19 protein-coding genes are annotated in these 17,691 nt (G+C 69.0%); 7 read left to right on the forward strand and 12 right to left on the reverse strand.

Annotation, left to right across the window (positions count from 1 at the left end; translation table 11 throughout):
- Positions 1-4 precede the first annotated feature (4 nt).
- The 4 genes from V6K52_RS01045 to V6K52_RS01060 all read right to left on the reverse strand — a co-directional run bounded on the left by V6K52_RS01045 (position 5) and on the right by V6K52_RS01060 (position 3,767).
- Positions 5-2,248, reverse strand: a complete 2,244-nt coding sequence (locus V6K52_RS01045; protein ID WP_353952056.1) for a heavy metal translocating P-type ATPase — start codon at positions 2,246-2,248, stop codon at positions 5-7.
- Positions 2,232-3,149: a hypothetical protein gene (locus V6K52_RS01050; protein ID WP_353952057.1), complete on the reverse strand. Its 918-nt coding sequence runs from the start codon at positions 3,147-3,149 to the stop codon at positions 2,232-2,234. Before V6K52_RS01050 ends, V6K52_RS01045 begins: the two co-directional genes overlap by 17 nt.
- A gap of 5 nt (positions 3,150-3,154) precedes the next feature.
- A complete protein-coding gene (locus V6K52_RS01055; RefSeq protein ID WP_353952058.1) occupies positions 3,155-3,370 on the reverse strand; it encodes a heavy-metal-associated domain-containing protein in 216 nt (71 codons plus the stop codon).
- Positions 3,371-3,458: 88 nt separating this feature from the next.
- Entirely contained in the window at positions 3,459-3,767 is a 309-nt protein-coding gene (locus tag V6K52_RS01060; RefSeq protein ID WP_353952059.1) for a metal-sensitive transcriptional regulator, read from the reverse strand.
- Between the two features lie 99 nt (positions 3,768-3,866).
- Between V6K52_RS01060 and V6K52_RS01065 the strand changes: the two genes are divergently transcribed.
- Positions 3,867-4,136: a hypothetical protein gene (locus tag V6K52_RS01065; protein WP_353952060.1), complete on the forward strand. Its 270-nt coding sequence runs from the start codon at positions 3,867-3,869 to the stop codon at positions 4,134-4,136.
- 17 nt (positions 4,137-4,153) lie between these two features.
- The gene (locus V6K52_RS01070) at positions 4,154-4,519 is read left to right on the forward strand and encodes a PIN domain-containing protein (protein ID WP_353953836.1); all 366 of its coding nucleotides are present in this window, start codon (positions 4,154-4,156) and stop codon (positions 4,517-4,519) included.
- Positions 4,520-4,545: 26 nt separating this feature from the next.
- Here V6K52_RS01070 and V6K52_RS01075 read toward each other — a convergent pair whose 3' ends face one another.
- From V6K52_RS01075 to V6K52_RS01095, 5 genes are all read right to left on the reverse strand, one after another.
- Positions 4,546-6,051 carry an ATP-binding cassette domain-containing protein gene (locus V6K52_RS01075; RefSeq protein WP_353952061.1) on the reverse strand — a complete coding sequence of 502 codons (1,506 nt, stop codon included), beginning with the start codon at positions 6,049-6,051 and terminating at the stop codon, positions 4,546-4,548.
- Positions 6,048-6,932, reverse strand: coding sequence for an ABC transporter permease (locus tag V6K52_RS01080; protein WP_353952062.1), 885 nt, complete (start codon positions 6,930-6,932; stop codon positions 6,048-6,050). The genes V6K52_RS01075 and V6K52_RS01080 overlap by 4 nt, the downstream gene beginning before the upstream one ends.
- Entirely contained in the window at positions 6,929-7,900 is a 972-nt protein-coding gene (locus V6K52_RS01085; RefSeq protein ID WP_353952063.1) for an ABC transporter permease, read from the reverse strand. Before V6K52_RS01085 ends, V6K52_RS01080 begins: the two co-directional genes overlap by 4 nt.
- The gene (locus V6K52_RS01090) at positions 7,897-9,456 is read right to left on the reverse strand and encodes an ABC transporter substrate-binding protein (protein WP_353952064.1); all 1,560 of its coding nucleotides are present in this window, start codon (positions 9,454-9,456) and stop codon (positions 7,897-7,899) included. Before V6K52_RS01090 ends, V6K52_RS01085 begins: the two co-directional genes overlap by 4 nt.
- A 90-nt stretch (positions 9,457-9,546) precedes the next feature.
- Complete coding sequence (locus V6K52_RS01095; protein WP_353952065.1) at positions 9,547-10,470, reverse strand: pirin family protein; 924 nt, start codon at positions 10,468-10,470, stop codon at positions 9,547-9,549.
- A 10-nt stretch (positions 10,471-10,480) separates the two neighbouring features.
- Here V6K52_RS01095 and V6K52_RS01100 point away from each other — a divergent pair, with 10 nt between their 5' ends.
- Positions 10,481-10,780, forward strand: coding sequence for a GNAT family N-acetyltransferase (locus tag V6K52_RS01100; RefSeq protein WP_353952066.1), 300 nt, complete (start codon positions 10,481-10,483; stop codon positions 10,778-10,780).
- 6 nt (positions 10,781-10,786) lie between these two features.
- Here the strand turns inward: V6K52_RS01100 and V6K52_RS01105 are convergent, their stop codons facing one another.
- The gene (locus tag V6K52_RS01105; protein ID WP_353952067.1) at positions 10,787-11,308 is read right to left on the reverse strand and encodes an N-acetyltransferase family protein; all 522 of its coding nucleotides are present in this window, start codon (positions 11,306-11,308) and stop codon (positions 10,787-10,789) included.
- A 211-nt stretch (positions 11,309-11,519) separates the two neighbouring features.
- On the opposite strand from V6K52_RS01105, the gene V6K52_RS01110 reads away from it, so the two are divergent.
- Positions 11,520-12,725 carry a S1 family peptidase gene (locus V6K52_RS01110; RefSeq protein WP_353952068.1) on the forward strand — a complete coding sequence of 402 codons (1,206 nt, stop codon included), beginning with the start codon at positions 11,520-11,522 and terminating at the stop codon, positions 12,723-12,725.
- A 101-nt stretch (positions 12,726-12,826) separates the two neighbouring features.
- A complete protein-coding gene (locus V6K52_RS01115; protein WP_353952069.1) occupies positions 12,827-13,627 on the forward strand; it encodes a VOC family protein in 801 nt (266 codons plus the stop codon).
- Positions 13,628-13,678: 51 nt separating this feature from the next.
- Here V6K52_RS01115 and V6K52_RS01120 read toward each other — a convergent pair whose 3' ends face one another.
- Together V6K52_RS01120 and V6K52_RS01125 are read right to left on the reverse strand one after the other, a co-directional pair.
- Complete coding sequence (locus V6K52_RS01120) at positions 13,679-15,403, reverse strand: ATP-binding cassette domain-containing protein (RefSeq protein WP_353952070.1); 1,725 nt, start codon at positions 15,401-15,403, stop codon at positions 13,679-13,681.
- A 38-nt stretch (positions 15,404-15,441) separates the two neighbouring features.
- Entirely contained in the window at positions 15,442-16,398 is a 957-nt protein-coding gene (locus V6K52_RS01125; protein WP_353952071.1) for an AraC family transcriptional regulator, read from the reverse strand.
- A gap of 64 nt (positions 16,399-16,462) precedes the next feature.
- Between V6K52_RS01125 and V6K52_RS01130 the strand changes: the two genes are divergently transcribed.
- Positions 16,463-17,269, forward strand: a complete 807-nt coding sequence (locus V6K52_RS01130; RefSeq protein WP_353952072.1) for an MBL fold metallo-hydrolase — start codon at positions 16,463-16,465, stop codon at positions 17,267-17,269.
- A complete protein-coding gene (locus V6K52_RS01135; protein WP_353952073.1) occupies positions 17,260-17,664 on the forward strand; it encodes a nuclear transport factor 2 family protein in 405 nt (134 codons plus the stop codon). The genes V6K52_RS01130 and V6K52_RS01135 overlap by 10 nt, the downstream gene beginning before the upstream one ends.
- Positions 17,665-17,691: the final 27 nt, after the last annotated feature.

The raw sequence follows: 17,691 nt of genomic DNA on the forward strand, positions 1-17,691 counted from the left end.
GACGTCAGGCTTCGGCGCGAAAACCCCTGAGCCGCAAGCTGTTGCTCACGACAAACACTGACGACAGGGCCATGGCCGCCCCGGCGAGCATCGGGTTGAGCAGTCCGGCGGCGGCGAGTGGGATGGCCGCGACGTTGTAGCCGAACGCCCAGAACAGGTTGCTCTTGATCGTCGAGAGGGTGCGGCGGGCGAGACGGATCGCGTCTGGGGCCACCCGGAGGTCGCCGCGCACGAGGGTGAGGTCGCTGGCCTCGATGGCAACGTCGGTCCCGGTGCCCATGGCCATGCCGAGGTCTGCCGCGGCGAGGGCGGCGGCGTCGTTGACCCCGTCACCGATCATGGCGACAACCTTGCCCTCGCCCTGGAGTCGCTGGACGACGGCGACCTTGTCGGCCGGCATGACGTCGGCGATGACGTGCTCGGGTGCGATGCCGACTTCCGCGGCGACGGTGCGGGCGGCCTCGGCGTTGTCGCCCGTGAGGAGATAGGGCGTGAGTCCGAGGTCTCGCAGTCGTGAGATCGCCTCTGCCGAACTGGCTTTGACAGCGTCAGAAACGGTGAGTATGCCGCGTGCCTTGCCGTCCCAGCCGATCGCCACCGGCGTCGCACCGGTGCTGCGGGCGTGGGTGAGTGCGGTCTCGAGTTCCGGCCCGAGTCCGATCGACCAGTCGGCCAGGAGCTGGGGGCGGCCGATGACGGCAGCGTGACCGTCCACGACTCCCTGGACTCCGAGGCCATCGACGCTGGTGAAGCCCTCGACCAGTGCGAGCTCGAGGCCCGCGCCCCTTGCTCCGGTGACGATGGCCCTCGCGATGGGGTGCTCGGACCCGTGTTCCAATGACGCGGCAAGGCCCAGGACCTCGTCGCGGTCCTCGCCGGGGGCGGCGACGACGTCACGCAGGGTCATCTGTCCGGTGGTGATCGTGCCGGTCTTGTCGAGGACGACGGTGTCGACCTGGCGGGTGGACTCCAGGACCTCGGGGCCCTTGATGAGGATGCCGAGCTGCGCGCCGCGGCCGGTGCCGACCATGAGGGCGGTGGGTGTCGCGAGGCCGAGGGCGCAGGGGCAGGCGATGATGAGGACGGAGATCGCGGCGGTGAACGCGGCCGTCCACCCCGAGCCCGTGCCGAGCCAGAAGCCCAGCGTGCCGATCGCGAGGCCAATGACGATCGGGACGAAGATCCCGGAGATGCGATCGGCGAGCCGCTGCACCTGGGCCTTGCCGTTCTGGGCGTCCTCGACGAGCCGAGCCATCTGGGCAAGTTGGGTGTCGCTGCCGACGCGCGTGGCTCGCACGACGAGCCGACCGCCGGAGTTCACGGTGGCCCCGACGACGGAGTCGCCGACGGTGACCTCGACCGGCACGGACTCGCCCGTGAGCATGGAGGCATCGACGGCGGACGAACCCGTGACAACGGTGCCGTCGGTCGCGATCTTCTCGCCGGGGCGGACGACGAACTCGTCACCCACCGCGAGCTGGTCCACCGGGATGCGCACCTCCTTGCCGTCACGGAGCACGGCGACGTCCTTGGCGCCCATCTCGAGCAGGGCGCGCAGTGCCGCGCCGGACTGACGCTTGGCCCGCGCCTCGGCATAGCGACCGGCGAGCAGGAAGGTCGTCACACCAGCCGCAGCCTCGAGATAGATGTTGCCCGCGCCGTCGGTCCGCTCGATGGTGAGCCGGAACGGGTGCGTCATGCCGGGCGTGCCAGCCGTGCCGAGGAAGAGCGCATAGAGCGACCACCCGAATGCTGCGAGGGTGCCGACCGAGATGAGGGTGTCCATCGTCGTCGCGCCGTGGCGCAGGTTGACCCAGGCAGCCCGGTGGAAGGGCCAGGCACCCCAGACGACGACGGGTGCGGCCAGCACCAGGGACGCCCACTGCCAATAGGTGAACTGGAGCGTGGGCGCCATCGCCATAGCGATGACCGGCACGGTGAGCACCGTTGAGATGAGCAGCCGGTCGCGCAGCGCTCGCGTCGGGTCGGTGACCTTCGACGACGCAGCGGGATCGTCTGCGGAAGGTGCGTTGGGAGCGGGAGGCAGGCTCGCGGCATACCCGGCCTGTTCGACGGACGCGAGCAGGTCGTCAGGTGAGACGCTCTCAGGGAACTCCACCTTCGCCTTCTCGGTGGAGTAGTTCACCGTCGCCACGACGCCGTCGAGCTTGTTGAGCTTGCGCTCGATGCGGTTGGCGCACGACGCGCAGGTCATGCCGGTGATGTCGAGCTCAATGGTGGTGGCCACTGGAACCTCCTGCGGTGACGGTGAAGGCGGCGGTGCGGACGACGCCGGCGTGCTGGAAGTCAAGGAAGAGGCGATAGGTGCCCGAGCTCGGGACCGCCGCGCCGAAGGTGATGTCTGGGCCAGGCTTCGTCGTGCCGTCGCCGGGGTGACCCTCGGGGTGGACGTGGAGATAGGCGAGGTCACCGGTGCGCAGCGCGACGAGGTGACCGAACGCGCCGAGATAGGGGTCGAGGTCCGTGACCGGCTTGCCGCCACGGCTCACCGAGAGGGTGAGTTCGGAGTCGGCGCCGGGTGCGAGTTCGCCTGCGAGAGTGACGGTGTAGCCGTCGACCGTGGCCGTGCGGACGTCCTCAGTGGGCGCGGCCACAGGCACATAGGCACCAGCCACGGACACGTCGGCGCCAAGGGTCATCGGCTCTGCAGCGGTGGGCGCGATGTCGGCGAAGACCCGCCAGACGCCGGGCGTCAGCGCGAGCCTTGTGCTCCACGTGCCGTCTGCGGCGCGGGTCGGGTGGACGTGCTGGAAGCCGGAGAAGTCGCGGCGCACCGCAATGAGGTGCAGCTCCTTCTCGTGCTGTGGCGTGTAGGCCGTGACCGGCTTGCCGTCCGGACCCTCGATGACGAACTCGATCGGGGTCTTCGAGCCAGCGGCGAGCTCAGAGTGGTTGAGGCGCAACGCATAGCCGTCCTGCGAGAACTGGAGTCCACCGGGGAGGTGGGCCGAGTGCTCGCCGTCGCCCTCGCTCGCGCCCGACGTGGGGCTCGTGGACGCGTGGGTGTCGTGACCCGCGCTCGTGGGCGTCGTATCGACGGGACCGAAGATGCGCCCCGCGCCGAGCGTGATCGCGAAGACGGCGGCGAGTGCGGCGATGAAGCCGATGACCTTGATGGGGGTGCTCATGGCGCTCACGCCAATGCGTAGCCGGCATCCTCGACGGCGGCGCGCAGGGCGTCGTCCTCGAGCGGCGTGGTGCTCGTGACGGTGACGGATCCGGTGGCGAGGTCGACGTCAACGCTCTCGACGCCGGCGAGTTCGCTGACCTCTTCGGTGACGGACGCGACGCAGTGGCCGCAGGTCATGCCAGTGACGGTGAAGGTCTGGGTGCTGGTGCTGGAACTCATGGTGTCTCTCACTTTCAACTCGCCTTGTGTGTCTCATGAGACGCTCTGGCGTTCCCTCAGGCACACAAGGCCGGGGTTTGGGGGTGGGTCAGGACTTGACGAGGCGCGCGATGGCTTCGCTGGCTTCCTTGAGCTTGGCGTCGGCCTCGGGTCCGCCCTTGCGCGCGGCATCGGCGACGCAGTGGCTCATGTGCTCGTCGAGAAGCCCGAGTGCGACGACCTGCAGTGCCTTCGTCATCGCCGAGATCTGGGTGAGGATGTCGATGCAGTACTTCTCCTCATCGACCATCTTCTGGATCCCACGGGCCTGACCCTCGATGCGGCGCAACCGCTTGAGGTAGTCGTCCTTGTGGTCGTTGGCGATGTAGGCGTGCTGGTGGCTCTCGTGCTCCGTCATGGTTCGATACTATACCCCCCTTGGGTATGCCGCAAATGCCAGGTTCGCGACACCCTCACCAAGGTGTGACACCAGAACGACCAGTGTTACACTTGCTTCGTGCCTACGACCCGTCCGCGCCACGTCGTCACCGAGACCGACGACATCGCGGCTGCCCTCGACTTGGCCGTCAAGCGGTGGCCCGAGATCGCGGACTCGCGCTCTCGCCTGCTCGTCGCCCTGGTCAAGGAGGGTGCTGAGCACTTGCGCGAGGATGAGGAGTCCGCGCTCGAGGAGCGGTTGAGGACCATCAATGAACTTGCTGGCTCGATGACCGGGACCTTTCCTCCGGGGTACCTCGAGGACCTGCGCAAGGACTGGCCCGAGTGATCGTTCTCGACGCCAGCGTGCTGATCGGCTACTTCGAGCGATCAGATGAACGCCACGACGCCGCAGTAGATCTGGTTCGCCGTCACCGGGACCAGCCGTTCGGTTCCAGCCCACTCACGCTGGCCGAGTTCCTGGCGGGTCCGGCGCGGCGTGGCGAGCGGTTCACCGACGACGCCCTGGGACGGCTCGACCGGCTCGCAGTCCGGCAGATTGCCCTGAACGATGACTCGCCCGTTGGCCTTGCCCGGCTGAGAGCGTCGTCGCGCCTTCCGATGCCCGACTGCGCAGTCCTTCACGCGGCGCAGCAGGTGGGCGGAGCCGTCGCGAGCTTCGACACCCGTCTGTGTCGTGCCGCCGAGGAGCTCGGGATCCCGCTGGCGTGACGGGTCAGTGGCGACCATCGCGGTTGTCATGGCGAAGGCCAACCAGCGACCTCGGTGAACCGCTCCGAGGGCCTCGTTCGTTGGTCACGGCCGCCGAGGATCGCGCGCGGGGTGAGGTCGAGGACGTGATCGGTGCAGGCCCGAGCGAGGGCGCGGTCGTGCGTCACGAGGACCAGGGCGCTGCCCGAGGCATCGATCTCGGTGAGCAGGGCACGCACGGTGGTCTGCTGCGTCAGCAGGTCCAACCGTGAGGTCGCCTCGTCGGCGATGACGAGGCGAGGTGACGGGAGCATCGAGCGGACTATCGCGATCCGCTGCAACTCGCCCCCCGAGACCTGCCCGGGTCGTCGGTCGAGAAGGTCCGCAGGCACACCGACCTCGTCGAGCAGGCCGGTGACCCGCGTCCAGTCGGCGCCGAAGCGGCGTGCGACGTCACGAAGGCCAGCGACCAGTGGGACCTTGGCGGGGAAGGACGCCTGGGGGTCCTGATAGAGCTTGGCGACCTGTCCGGGACGCAGACTCGCGTGCCGCACCACTCGTCCCACGTCGACGGGTTGGACCCCGGCGAGCACGTTGCCCAGCGTCGTCTTGCCGGCCCCGCTGGGCCCGACGAGAGCCCAGCGCTCACCCTGGCCGACGCTGAGGTCGACCCCGCTGAGGACGGGACGACCCCCCAACACCACACCGACCTGCTCGAGGCTGATGAGCGCGGTCACCCCGGAGGAGGGTGGCGCCTCGACTGCCTGGGGTCCGCCGGCGCGAGCGGGCCAGAGGGCGGGGTCCGCGCCGACGAGCCGGCGTGTGTGCTCGTGGGCAGGGCGACCAAGGACGTCGTCGATCGCCCCGGTCTCGATCACTTTGGCGTCCTTCATCACCGCGACGTCACCACCGAGACGGCGAGCGAGCTCGAGGTCGTGGGTGATGGTCACGAGGACCCCACCGGCCCGGGAGTGCCGGAGCAGGAGCTCCGCGAGCAGGTCCAGAGATCGGGCGTCGAGACCCTTGGAGGGCTCGTCCACGAGCAACACTCCCGGCTCGGGGATCGTCGCCGCTGCATAGCTCACCCGCTGAGCCATGCCCCCGGACAGGGTGTGGGGCCAGTGCTGACCGACGTCCGTGAGTCCGAGTGAGCCCAGCAATGCGGCTGCCGACGTCCGTGCGACGTGACGGTCGGCGAGGGGAGCGCCCTCCGCGACCTGGGGCAGGACCCGCATCGTCGGGTCGAGTGCGAGCGAGGGTTCCTGCGGCAGCAGGGCGAGCGAGTGTCCCCACAGGCCGCGGCGCGAGGTGCGGCTCGAGAGGTCGAACGTCGACCCACCGAGACGCATCGTGCCCGTCGCAGTCAAGCCCGGGTCGAGGGTGCCCATGGCTGCGTGGGCCAGCAGGGATTTGCCCGCACCGCTCTCGCCGATGATCGTGAGTGGTCGACCCGGCACGGCGCGCAGCTGGGGCACGGAGACGAGCACCCGCCCACCGGAGCGCACCTCGACGGAGTCGAGTTCGAGACTTGTGGCCACAAGGGTCGCGGTCATCGTGACACCACCTCCTCGGATCGCAGGCCCCACAGGCTCAGCGTCAGGGCGAACAGAACGGTCACGGGCGCAAGGGCCATCCACGGTGCGACGTCAAAGAAGGGCAGGGCCTCGGCGAGCATCAGCCCGAGTTCGGTGCGTGGCGGTTGCACGCCGACCTTGACGAAGCCGAGGGTCGACATCGCGAGGATCGAGGTGACCATCCCGAGCGATGCGAGCGTCACGAGGGTGGGGCGCAGGTCCGGCCAGAGGTGGCGTCGCACGACGTGCCATCGACCGAGGTCGAGCAGGCGAGCGGCCTCGACGGCGTCGGTGGCAAGGACTCGGGAAGCGCGCGAGCGCACCACACGGAAGTACTCGATCGACGCGGCAACGGCGATCCCGAGATAGAGCGGCCACAGCGCACCGGGCGCTGCGAGCGCCGAGACCAGCAGCACGATGAGCAGCGCAGGCAGGGCTGACGCGGTCTCAGCGACTCCACGCAGCAGCGTGTCGCACCAGCCCCCGGCCCATGCCGCGAGGACGCCGGTGGTGCCCCCGATGAGGAGGGCGGTCGCGACGCAGAGGGCCGAGAGGACCAGTGAGAGGCGCGTGGCATGTGCAAGTCGGGCAGTGACGTCGCGACCGAAGTCGTCGCGCCCCCAGGGCTTGCTCCACGTCGGGGCCTGCAGATATCGATCGAGGTCCTGGGTGGCCGCCTCGGGCCAGACGATCGGGCCCACGACCGCGAACGTGACCAAGAGTCCGAGAACGACACCGGCGACGAAACGGGCAGGACGGGCGGGGCGGGCAAGGTGGGCGAGGCGGGCCAGGCGGGGACGGCCAGCCGGATGGGCCGGGTGGGGACGTGACACCTGGGGTGGGGCGGTCAATTGCGTCATGCGGTCACTCCTGCGTGACGGGGGCGGGGGTCGAGGGCGGCGACGGCGAGGTCGACTCCAGTGTTGATGGCGACAATGAGCAGGGCGAGGACCAGCGAGGCGCCCTGCAGCACCGGCACGTCGCGCCAGAAGACCGCGTGGACGAGGGCGTGGCCCAGTCCGTCCCACGAGAAGAGGCTCTCGACGACGACGACTCCCTCGATGAGGACGACCGCCTGGACGCCGACGTAGGGGACGACCGCGACGAGGGCGTTGCGGATGGTGTGCCGGATGATCACCACCCGCTCTGGCAGCCCCTTGGTCCGAGCGAACTGGACGTAGGCCGATTGGTGCACCTCGATGACCGCGTCGCGAATGATCCTGGCGAAGAGACCGGAGAGGCAGATCGCGAGAGTGAGGGCGGGCAGGACCAGGGCGGCAAGCCCGTCACCCCCGGCTGAGGACATCCAGCCGGCGCGTCCGGACAGCACGACCATGAGGCCGATTCCGAGGAGGAACGGCGGGAGGGCGCGTGATGCTGCGACCCAGGCGGCGCACATCCGGTCGACGATGCCGCCCGGGCGGCGCGCGGCCTCGGTGCCCAGGGCAGCGCCGATGAGAACTGCGCCGAGCAGGGCGGCGGCAGCGAGTTGGAGGGTGGCGAGCAGGGCCGGTCCGAGCTCATCGACAACGGTGCGCGTCGTGACGAGGGAACGACCGAGGTCGAGGGTGAACAGGTCGGCACACCAGTCACCCAGCTGCTGCCACACCGGCCGGTCGAGTCCGAGCTCCTGGCGCACTCCCTGCGCGGCGGCAGAGTCAACGAGGTCCGCCCCGTAGCGTCCGGCGGCAATCCGATAGGCCGCATCGCCGGGCAGTTGCTGGACGACGAGGAAGCAGACCACCGAGACCATGAGCGCCACCCCGCAGGCCTGGGCGAGGCGGGCGGTGAGGATGCGGACGGTGCGGGGGACGGACGGTGTCGTCACGGGACCCACGTCGTCTCGCTGAGGCGCCAGCTGTGCTCGATCGGGTCTATGACGAAGCCGCCGAGCCGGTCGGAGACAGCGGCGTTGAGTCGATACCACGCGACGGGCACGACGGGGAGCTGCTCCTGGATGACGCTGGCGACCTCGTGGCGAGCGGCGTCAGCGGCGGGGCCGGTGGGCTGCTGAGCCACGGTCGCCAGGGACGTGGTGAGTGCAGGGTCCTGCCAGTTCATGACACCCCATTCGGCGCCGCCCGCAGCGAAGGTTTCCGCGATGGAGACAAAGGGGTCGGAGACGAGTGCGAAGTGCTTGGTGAGCAGGGCGAGTTCCAGCGTGCCGTCGGCGTGCTTGGCGGGAATCTCGCTGGAGTTGCCGACCGCGACGTCGATGGTGATGCCGATGGCACGGGCCGCTTCCTGGATCGCCGTGGCCAACGGGGGCAGCTCGGGCCGGTCGGGATAGGTCGTCAGGGTGAGGCGCAGGGGCTTGCCGTCCCGCTCGAGGGTTTTGCCGTCGGCGCTGGGGCGGTAGCCAGCCTCGGTGAGCAGATCTCGTGCGCGGTCGACATCGTGAGTGAGTGGCTCCAGGTCGGGCTGGTTCCACGTGGCGAGCGCGGGCGGGAAGATCTGGGTTGCGGCAAGGTCCTTCTCGCGCAGGACGGCCTCGGCAATGCGGTCGCGATCGAGCATGAGCGACAGTGCCCGTCGGACGCGGACGTCCTTGAGGGCAGGGTGGGCACCGTTGACCTTCAGCAGGACGGTGCGCGGCTGAAGCGCGGAGGCCATCGAGACACCGTCGGCGGCGTCGACCCGCTGGCGACCGGCGGGTTCGAGACCGAAGACGACGTCGGCCTGGCCGCTCGCCGCCATCACGGCGCGGGTCTCGGCGCGCCCGACGACCGAGAACTCGACGCCCTCGATCGTGGGCTGGTCTCCGCGGTAGCCGGTGAAGCGTCGGGTCGTGATCGAGGACGGCAGCTCGAGCTCGGTGACCTCGAACGGGCCGGACCCGACGACCTTCGTGACGCGGCCGGCTCCGTCGTAGGACGAGGGGGCGAGGATGCCCGCGCTGTAGTGGGTCAGGAGCGCGGGCAGGGTCGGATCGGGCGTGCTGAGGCTGATGTTCAGGGTCTCGCCGACGGCGGCGATCTTCGCGATCGGAGCCCCGGCGAGTGGGCTGGCCGCGTCGGCCGCGGTCTTCGTGAGCGAGGCTGCGACGGCGGGTGCGTCGACCGGGGTGCCGTCGTGGAAGCGGGCTCCGTCGACGAGGTCGAAGGTCCATGTCAGCTTGTCCGCAGAGGGCTGCCATGTGGTCGCCAGCCCCGGTGCCAAGGTGCCTTCGACGTCGCTGCTCACGACTGTGTCGGCCACCTCGAGCCGGGTGAAGAGGCCGTTGCTGGCGGTGGGCTCGAGGCTGTGGATCTCGAACGGTCCCACGACCCGCGCGATGGTTCGGGCGCGATCGCTGGCGCCCCCACCACCGCAGGCGGTCGTGACGAGAGCGGCCGTGAGCGTCGCGGTGAGCGAGACGACGCGGCGACGTGAGGGCGTGTTCATGAAGGGGCCTTTCGCGGGTGGGATTCGCGGCAGACCCTAGATGGGAATGATTCCCATCGTCAAATGATGGTGGCAGCTGGGGCCGTGGCGTCAGTCCTCGCGTCCGTGACGCGTGCGGCTGCGAAGGCGACCACCCGGGAGCTCGGGCGCGGGCAGCCAGGTCAGCCGGCCGGCATACCCGTCGACCTCGCCGAAGCGCTCCGAGCGCGCCTGCCACTCATCACGGAAGGCGACGATCTCGTCGTGGTCGCGACCGATGAAGTTCCACCACATGACGATCGCCTCGTCGTAGGGCGTCCCACCGAGCAGCACCGCCCGCGTGGGCTCGAGGGCGACGACGGTGAGCGCGGACAGCCCGGCCTCGATGATGCCGAGGTCGCCTCGCTGCAGCGCAGTTCCGTTGAGTGTCACCCCACCCGTGTCGATCAACAGACCATGCTCGTATGCCGTGTCCACCGGGACCGTCCACGTCGCACCTTGCGCGAGGGTCACCTCCACCCCGAGCAGCGGCGTTCGAGTGGTGATCGGCGACGAGTGGCCGGCAAGCGAACCGATGAAGACACGGCCCTCGACGCCGTCACCCAACGGCACGAGCGGCGCTGCGTGGTGCTGGAATTCGCGTCCGAGGTCACGGTCGGCCTCGGGCAGGACGACCCAGAGCTGGACACCGTGCAGGGACGTCGTCGAAGGCGTCGACACCTCGGAGTGGGCGATGCCGCGACCGCTCGTCATGAGGTTGACCTCGCCCGGGCGGACCATGGCGTGCACGCCGCCGGTGTCGCGGTGCTCGACCTCGCCCTCGAAGAGCCAGCTCACGGTCTGCAGTCCGGTGTGCGGATGCGGCGGCACGTCCATGCCGCCGCTGGAGGCCACGTCGTCCGGCCCATAGTGGTCGACGAAGCACCACGCCCCGATGAACGACCGCTCGCGGTGGGGGAGGGTGCGCCGGACCGTCATCGACCGCGGCCCGCCGAGCGGGACCTCCCGCGGGCTCAACACCTGAACCTGGGTCATGATGAACAGCATGGCTGACAACGCTGAGAACGTCGTCGTGTGCAACCACCCCGACCTGCTGCGCTATGAGGCGCATCTGGGGGGCGAACTCGCGGGCTTCGCCGCCTATCGGCTCGAGGACGGGCGGATCGCCTTCACGCACACCGAGGTGGATCCCGCCTTCGAGGGCAAGGGCATCGGTTCGGCCCTGGCTCGGGGCGCCCTCGATGACGTGCGTGCCACCGGTGGACTCAGGGTGCTGCCGCTCTGCCCCTTCATCAAGGGATGGATCGCCAAGCACGAGGACTATCAGGACCTGCTCGGGCACTGACGGGCGTCAGTCGCGGGGTGGGCCGTCCCCGCCCAGCGGCTTCTGGAACCACGCCACGTCGCGCCATTCACCGTGCTTCCACCCAATGCGGCGATAGGTCCCGACCGATTCGAACCCCATGGCCAGGTGCAGGGCCGCGCTCGCGTCGTTGGGCAGGGTCACGCCTCCGCAGGCCATGCGCATCCCGAGCGATTCCATGCGAGCCAGCAGCGCGGCATACACGATCCTGCCCACTCCACCACCGCGTGCGGTGACGTCGAGATAGACACTCACTTCGCACGAATACCGGTATGCCGCACGGGCTTTGAACGGGCCGCCGTAGGCATAGCCCACGATCGCACCATCCCGCTCGGCCACCAGCCAGGCGTGCTGCTCCTGTGCCGAGGCGATGCGAGCCATCATCTCCTCGACGCTGGGAGCGATCTCCTCGAACGTCGCCGTCGTGTGCTCGACGTAGTGCGCATAGATGGCCGCGCATGCTGCGGCATCGGCGGGCGCGGCGTCGCGCAGGGTCACCTCGGCAGTCATGGCTGCCATCCTTGCGCGCCGATGTTTCCTGAACGTTGCCTGAGGGAGCATCAGCCTGCCGGCATATCGGCCCTTGACGATGCATACCCGCCCTTGACCAAGCGTGGGGACAATGGGAACGCACCTCTGACCCCCTTCTTGGGTGCGGCTTCCTAACGTCGAGAGTGCCAGCGGAAACACCGCTCGGTGATCCACGACAGGAGATCCACGCATGTCTCGCAGAAGTCTCACCGTCCTGGCCGGCACCATCTCGGCCGCCGCCGCAGCAACCGCCCTCTGTGTCGCCCCCGCGACCGCCGCTTCTTCGGGCTCAGTCGGCCCGGAGCCCAGCACCGGCCCGCTCGCCGTCGACTCCGGCGCCTCCGTCGACGAGATGTCGGCCCAGTGGCTCGCCAAGGAGAAGGGTCTGACCCTCGAGACCGCGCGTGACCGGGTGGCCGCGCAGGACGGGCAGGGCCGCAAGGCCGCCGCCCTCGAGAAGTCGCTCGGGGCCAAGGCCGTCGGCACGTGGATCGACCAGGCCACCGGCGTGCTCCACGTCAACGTCACCGACGCCGCCGCTGCGTCGAAGGTGCGTGCGGCCGGTGCGTCCGCCAGGGTCGTCACCGCTGACAGGACCGAGCTCGCCGCGTCCGAGAAGGCCGCGAAGGCGCGCGTCGGAAAGGACGTCATCTCGTCCCACGTCGACCCGGTCACCAACAAGGTCGTCGTGACCGTGCCCGCCGACCGGCTGGCTGCGACCCGCGCCATGATCACCGACCCGTCGGTCAGCGTCGAGGGCACGGAGGCCAAGGTCACCACCCAGGCCAACGTCTATGGCGGTCAGCAGATCGAGTTCAGTGGCTACGTCTGCTCGCTCGGCTTCAACGCCACCAAGGCCGGAGCGCCGGTCTTCATCACCGCCGGGCACTGCGCCGAGGGCAACCAGACGTTCACCCGCAACGGGACGACGCTCGGCACGACCCGCGGCTGGTCCTTCCCCGGCAACGACTACGCCTACTCCAGCCTCTCGTCGAGCTGGACCGGGATCGCTGCGGTCGACATGTGGAACGGCAGCGCCCGGACCGTCACGGGGTCGAGCAATGCCACGGTCGGCACCGCGATCTGCAAGTCGGGTCGCACCACGGCCTGGACCTGCGGCTCGGTGCAGGCCAAGAACGTCACGGTCAACTACAACAACGGTGACGGCACCTACTCCACCGTCGGCGGTCTCACGAAGTCCAACACCTGCACCGAAGGTGGCGACTCCGGCGGCTCGTGGATGGCCGGCAACCTCGCCCAGGGCGTGACGAGCGGCGGCGCTGGCTACGGCGCCAACGGCGTGTGCGGTCAGAAGGTCGGCCAGCCCAACGTTGCCTACTTCCAGCCGATTGGTGAGATCCTCACCGCCTACGGGCTCGTCCTCAAGACGGCCTGAGAACCACAAGACGCACGTATGCCGTGTGGCCCACCTTTCGGGGCCACACGGCATACGCGTATCTGGCGTATCGATCGGTGGTCGGGTCTACCGTCGAAGACATGGCAACTCACGAGGAGAAGTGGCCGGCGGGCACGCCCTGCTGGGTGGACATCACCGTGAGCGACCTGGCCCGTAGCCAGGCGTTCTACAACACCGTGCTCGGCTGGGAGTTCGAAGAGAGCACCGAGGAGTACGGCGGCTACACCAACGCCCACCTCGGCGGTCGCAAGGTCGCCGGGATGTCAGCCTCGATGGAGGGGATGGACTGGCCCAACGTCTGGTCGACCTACTTCGCAACCGATGACGTCGACGCGACCGCGGCGGCAGCGACGGGAGCTGGCGCCCAGCAGACGTTCGAGCCCATGGACGTGGGAGCCTTCGGGCGGATGGCGATGTGGGTCGACCCCGGTGGGGCGGCCTTCGGGGCGTGGGAGTCGCGCGATCACACCGGCTACGAAGCGCACAATGAGCACGGCGCCGTCGGCTGGGTCGACCTGGCGACGCGTGACCTCAAGACGTCAAAAGCGTTCTACGGCAGTGTTTTTGGGCTCACCTATGAGGACATGTCGATGAGTGGCGTGAGATATGCGACGTTCACGCCACCAGGTGGCGAGTGGGCAGCGGGCGGCATGGGCGACCGGCAGGTCGGAGATGCTCTCGGACCGCGGTGGTGTGTGACATTCGAGGTGGACGACGTGGATGTGGCGCGGCAACGGGCGGTCGAGGCGGGTGGAGCCGCGCCGGAGGCCCCGCTCGAATTCGAGTTCGGTCGCATCGCGACGGTCAAGGGGCCCGACGGCGAGGAGTTCTCGCTCATGACCTCGAAGGCACCAGACAGCGAAGCACCTACTGCACCGTAAGTGTGGTGATCACCCCACTTACGGTGCGGTAGCGCATGCGATCGGTGACGGTCAGCGGGCGCGGCTGACCCTGGCCTCGTCCCACACCGGCCCCGGAGTCTCGACGACGCGGCCATCGCTGCCGAAGACAAGGAACCGGTCGAAGCTGCGCGCGAACCAGCGGTCGTGGGTCACAGCCAGTACCGTCCCCTCGAAGGCCGCGAGGGCCTGCTCCAGCGCCTCGGCCGAGTGCAGGTCGAGGTTGTCGGTCGGCTCGTCGAGGAGCAGCAGCGTCGCCCCGCTCAGCTCGAGCAGGAGGATCTGGAAGCGCGCCTGCTGCCCGCCCGAGAGCGTGTCGAAGGTCTGCTCGCCCTGATGCGCGAGCTCATAGCGGTCGAGCACGCGCGACGCCTCCTCACGCCCACGCCCGGTGCGATGCTCATCACCCCGGTGGAGGATCTCGAGCAGCGTGCGCCCGCGCAGTTGGGGCGAGTCGTGGGTCTGGGCGAACCAACCGGGACGCACCCGGGACCCGAGGCGCGCAGTTCCGCTGTGCCGCACTGGTTCCACGGTGACATCGCTGACTGGTTGATGCTCGATGTCGGGGTCGCTCCCGCCCGCGGCCAGGAGCCGCAGGAAGTGGGACTTGCCCGAACCGTTGGACCCGAGGACGGCAACGCGCTCGCCGAACCAGACCTCGAGGTCGAACGGCTTCATCAAGGAATCAAGGTCACCCGACACTGAGTCCGAGCTGCCCGGGGCGAGAAGCTCGACGCCGGTGCACACGACCGCGCGCTTCGCCGTGCGCCCACCCCTGAGGCGCATCGTGACGTTCTGAGCAATGGCGACCTTCTCGGGCGGGCCGGCCTTCACGAACTTCGCGAGCCGGGTCTCGGCGGCGTGGAGCCGCGAGGCGAGACCGTCGTTGAAGGCCGCCTTCGTTCGATACATGAGGACGAGTGCCTTGAGCTTGGTGTGCTCCTCGTCCCAGCGTCGGCGCATCTCGTCGAGGCGGTCGTTGCGGTCGACCCGAGCCTGGTGCCAGGTCGCGAACGAGCCTGGGTGAATCCAGGCGCTGGCCCCGTTGACGCCCGGCTCCAGGGTGACGACGGCCGTGGCGACCCTCGAGAGCAGCTCGCGGTCGTGGCTGATGAACAGGACCGTCTTGTTCGACGCGATGAGCCGGTCCTCGAGCCACCGCTTGGACGGCACGTCGAGGTAGTTGTCGGGCTCGTCGAGGAGCAGCAGGTCGGCCGGTCCGCTCAGCAGCGCCTCAAGCACCACGCGCTTCTGTTCGCCTCCCGACAGGGAGGTGACGGCACGCCACTGAGCCTGCTCGAACGGCATACCCAACGCCTGGGTCGTGACCGTGTCCCACACCGTCGTCTCGAACTCGTAGCCACCCGCATCGCCCCAGTCCGCCAGCGCCTGCGCGTAGTCCATCTGCGACGGCTCGTCGTCGACTTCCATGATCCGCAGCTCGGCGGCGTCCACGGCCAGCGCGGCCTTGCGAATGCGTTCTGGCGCAACGGTGATGAGCAGATCGCGCACGGTCGAGTCATCGCGGACCTTGCCCACGAACTGGTTCATGACCGCGAGCGTCCCGGACGTGGTGATGGCGCCCTCGTGCGCGGTGAGGTCGCCCGAGATGATCCGGGTCAGGGTCGTCTTGCCGGTCCCGTTGGGGCCGATGAGAGCGACGCGCTGCCCCTCGCCGACGCGGAACTGGACGCCGTCGAGCAGGGGACGCCCGTCGGGGAGCGTGAACCCGACCTGGTTGACCTCGAGATGTGCCACGAGAGTCGAGTGTCCTGCCTGTATGCCGTCCGGCCAAGTCAGTTTGTCGGCGAAGCTCGCGCCCCGGTGTCCGGACGTTCGATCGGACCCAGCTGGTTGCGGCTCTGGATGCGGAAGGCGCCCGGCGTCATCCCGGCCTGTCGACGGAACCAGGACGAGAAGTTCGACGCGTCATCGAAGCCGAGCTGCTCGGCAATCTCGGACACCGACGCGGCGGCGTGGCTGAGCTGCCGCTTCGCCTCCAAGGCCACCCGCTCATCAATGAGCTCCTTGGCCGAAAGCCCGGTGTGCCGCCGGGCGAGACGGTTGAGGGTGCGGGTGGAGTAGCCCAGACGATCGGCATGGTCACTCACCTTGTGCCAGGTCCGGAAGTGCTCCTCGACGTGATCGCGGAACCACGTGTAGGCCTCGTGGGTCGGCCCTTGGGCGGGCACGTCGTCCGCTGGTCCGACCCGTGAGAGGTGGATGAGGAGTGCGGCGAGAGCGTGGGCGAGGGCGGCTTGGCGAAGGCCGGTGAGACCGCCCTGGCCTCGTCCGGCATCCCCTGGTTCGGCATCACGTCGTTCGGCACCGGTGGCGACCAGCAGGGCGAGGGCTTGCGTGACGGGGGTGTCCGCCAGATCGGCAGCGGACCAGTGGCTTCGTCCACTGACCGGGTGCGACCTGATGAGGTCGCTCGTGCGCTCATCCACCGTGTGGGCTCCGAAGAGGGCGACGGTGCCTTCGATGTCGTCGATCGCGCCCCAGTGGTGGACCTGGCCGGCTCGCACCCACAGGACGTCGCCGGGCTGCAGCGGATGGTCCGTGAAGTCGACGACGTGGCGGGCAGAGCCGCTCGCGATGTGCACGAGCAGGTCGAAATCCAGGCGTTGGGTCATCAGGAACTCATGCGGTCCGCCGCGCTCACGGATTCCGCGCAGGGTGTTCACCTCGATGTCGCCCACGCTTGGCTCGGGCGGAATGAAGCGCACCTGGCGGATCGCAGCCTGTCCCATTTTTACCATTGCTCTTCCCGTGGACACCGTGACTCACGACAAGAGGGATCCTACGGTTACCGGTATGACCAATCTCGAATTCACCATCATCGACACGGCGGACACGTCGCTCAACAAGACCAGCGTCCTGGTCACCGGCGAGACCGAGGCGCTGGTGGTCGACGCGGCCTTCACGCGCGCCGACGGCCACCGCATCGTCGCCGAGGTTCTCGACTCGGGCAAGGAACTCACCATTGTGGTCGTCACGGCCGGTGACCCTGACTTCTACTTCGGCGCCGAAGTCATTGCTGACGCCTTCCCGGAGGCGACCTTCCTCGCTCCCGCAGACGTCATCGAGCACATCGCGCACAGCTACGAGGGCAAGCTCCAGGCCTGGGCCCACCTCGGCCCGAACCTGCCCACACGCCTCGTCGAGCTGACCCCGCTGACCGCGACCTCTCTCACCGTTGACGGCACCAAGATCGAGGTGCGCCGGGGAAGCGAGCTGCTCGGCGACCGGTCGTGGCACCTGTTCGAGCCGACCTCACGTTCGCTGTTCGGCGGCGTGCTGCTGTTCGAGGGCCTCCACGTGTGGACCGCCGACAGCGCCACCCCGGAGCTGCGGTCCGAGTGGATCCGCGTGCTCGACGACCTGGAGGCGCTGGCCCCGACCTATGTCGTCGCCGGTCACCGGACCGCTGGCGCCCCGACGGATCTCACCGCCATCACCCACACCCGCGACTACCTCCAGACCTTCGAGAAGACCATCGCGGCCTCGGCCGACGCTGCAGAAGCCGAGGCGTCACTGCTCACGGCCTACCCGGATGCCGGTTTGCAGGTCGCCGCTGGCCTCGGAACCAAGGTCGCGAAGGGAGAGATGACGTGGGGCTGAACCACGAGTCCAGCCCGGCCGACGTCGTGCGCCGCCAGTACGTCGCGTCGGCGGCCGGCGACCTGGCGGCTCTGCGCGCGACGATGGCTCCGGACGTCGAGTGGACCGAGATGGCGGGCTTCCCGCTCGCCGGGACCTATCGCACCCCCGAAGGTGTGACCACCAACGTCATGGAGAAGCTCGGCGCTGAGTGGGACGGCTGGGCCGCGCACGATGACACCTATGTGGTCGACGGTGAGAACGTCGTCGTCCTCGCTCGCTACACGGCCAGCCATCGGGCGACCGGCAAGGATCTGGCCGTGCGGGTGGCTCATCACTTCATCGTCCGCGGCGGGCTCATCGTCCGGTTCGAGCAGTTCGTCGACACCGCCCTCGTGCGCGACGCGGCCAGCTGAGTCGACCGCCCGCGCTTGATCGAGCCG

The organism is Knoellia sp. S7-12 (genome assembly GCF_040518285.1).
GTDB lineage: Bacteria > Actinomycetota > Actinomycetes > Actinomycetales > Dermatophilaceae > Knoellia.

Coding starts and splice junctions, on each gene's coding strand:
- V6K52_RS01080 (WP_353952062.1), bottom strand. CDS start 6,932: ATGACGCAATTGACCGCCCCACCCCAGGTGTCACGTCCCCACCCGGCC.
- V6K52_RS01060 (WP_353952059.1), bottom strand. CDS start 3,767: ATGACGGAGCACGAGAGCCACCAGCACGCCTACATCGCCAACGACCAC.
- V6K52_RS01130 (WP_353952072.1), top strand. CDS start 16,463: ATGACCAATCTCGAATTCACCATCATCGACACGGCGGACACGTCGCTC.
- V6K52_RS01115 (WP_353952069.1), top strand. CDS start 12,827: ATGGCAACTCACGAGGAGAAGTGGCCGGCGGGCACGCCCTGCTGGGTG.
- V6K52_RS01125 (WP_353952071.1), bottom strand. CDS start 16,398: ATGGGACAGGCTGCGATCCGCCAGGTGCGCTTCATTCCGCCCGAGCCA.
- V6K52_RS01055 (WP_353952058.1), bottom strand. CDS start 3,370: ATGAGTTCCAGCACCAGCACCCAGACCTTCACCGTCACTGGCATGACC.
- V6K52_RS01050 (WP_353952057.1), bottom strand. CDS start 3,149: ATGAGCACCCCCATCAAGGTCATCGGCTTCATCGCCGCACTCGCCGCC.
- V6K52_RS01075 (WP_353952061.1), bottom strand. CDS start 6,051: ATGACCGCGACCCTTGTGGCCACAAGTCTCGAACTCGACTCCGTCGAG.
- V6K52_RS01110 (WP_353952068.1), top strand. CDS start 11,520: ATGTCTCGCAGAAGTCTCACCGTCCTGGCCGGCACCATCTCGGCCGCC.
- V6K52_RS01105 (WP_353952067.1), bottom strand. CDS start 11,308: ATGACTGCCGAGGTGACCCTGCGCGACGCCGCGCCCGCCGATGCCGCA.
- V6K52_RS01090 (WP_353952064.1), bottom strand. CDS start 9,456: ATGAACACGCCCTCACGTCGCCGCGTCGTCTCGCTCACCGCGACGCTC.
- V6K52_RS01100 (WP_353952066.1), top strand. CDS start 10,481: ATGGCTGACAACGCTGAGAACGTCGTCGTGTGCAACCACCCCGACCTG.
- V6K52_RS01095 (WP_353952065.1), bottom strand. CDS start 10,470: ATGACCCAGGTTCAGGTGTTGAGCCCGCGGGAGGTCCCGCTCGGCGGG.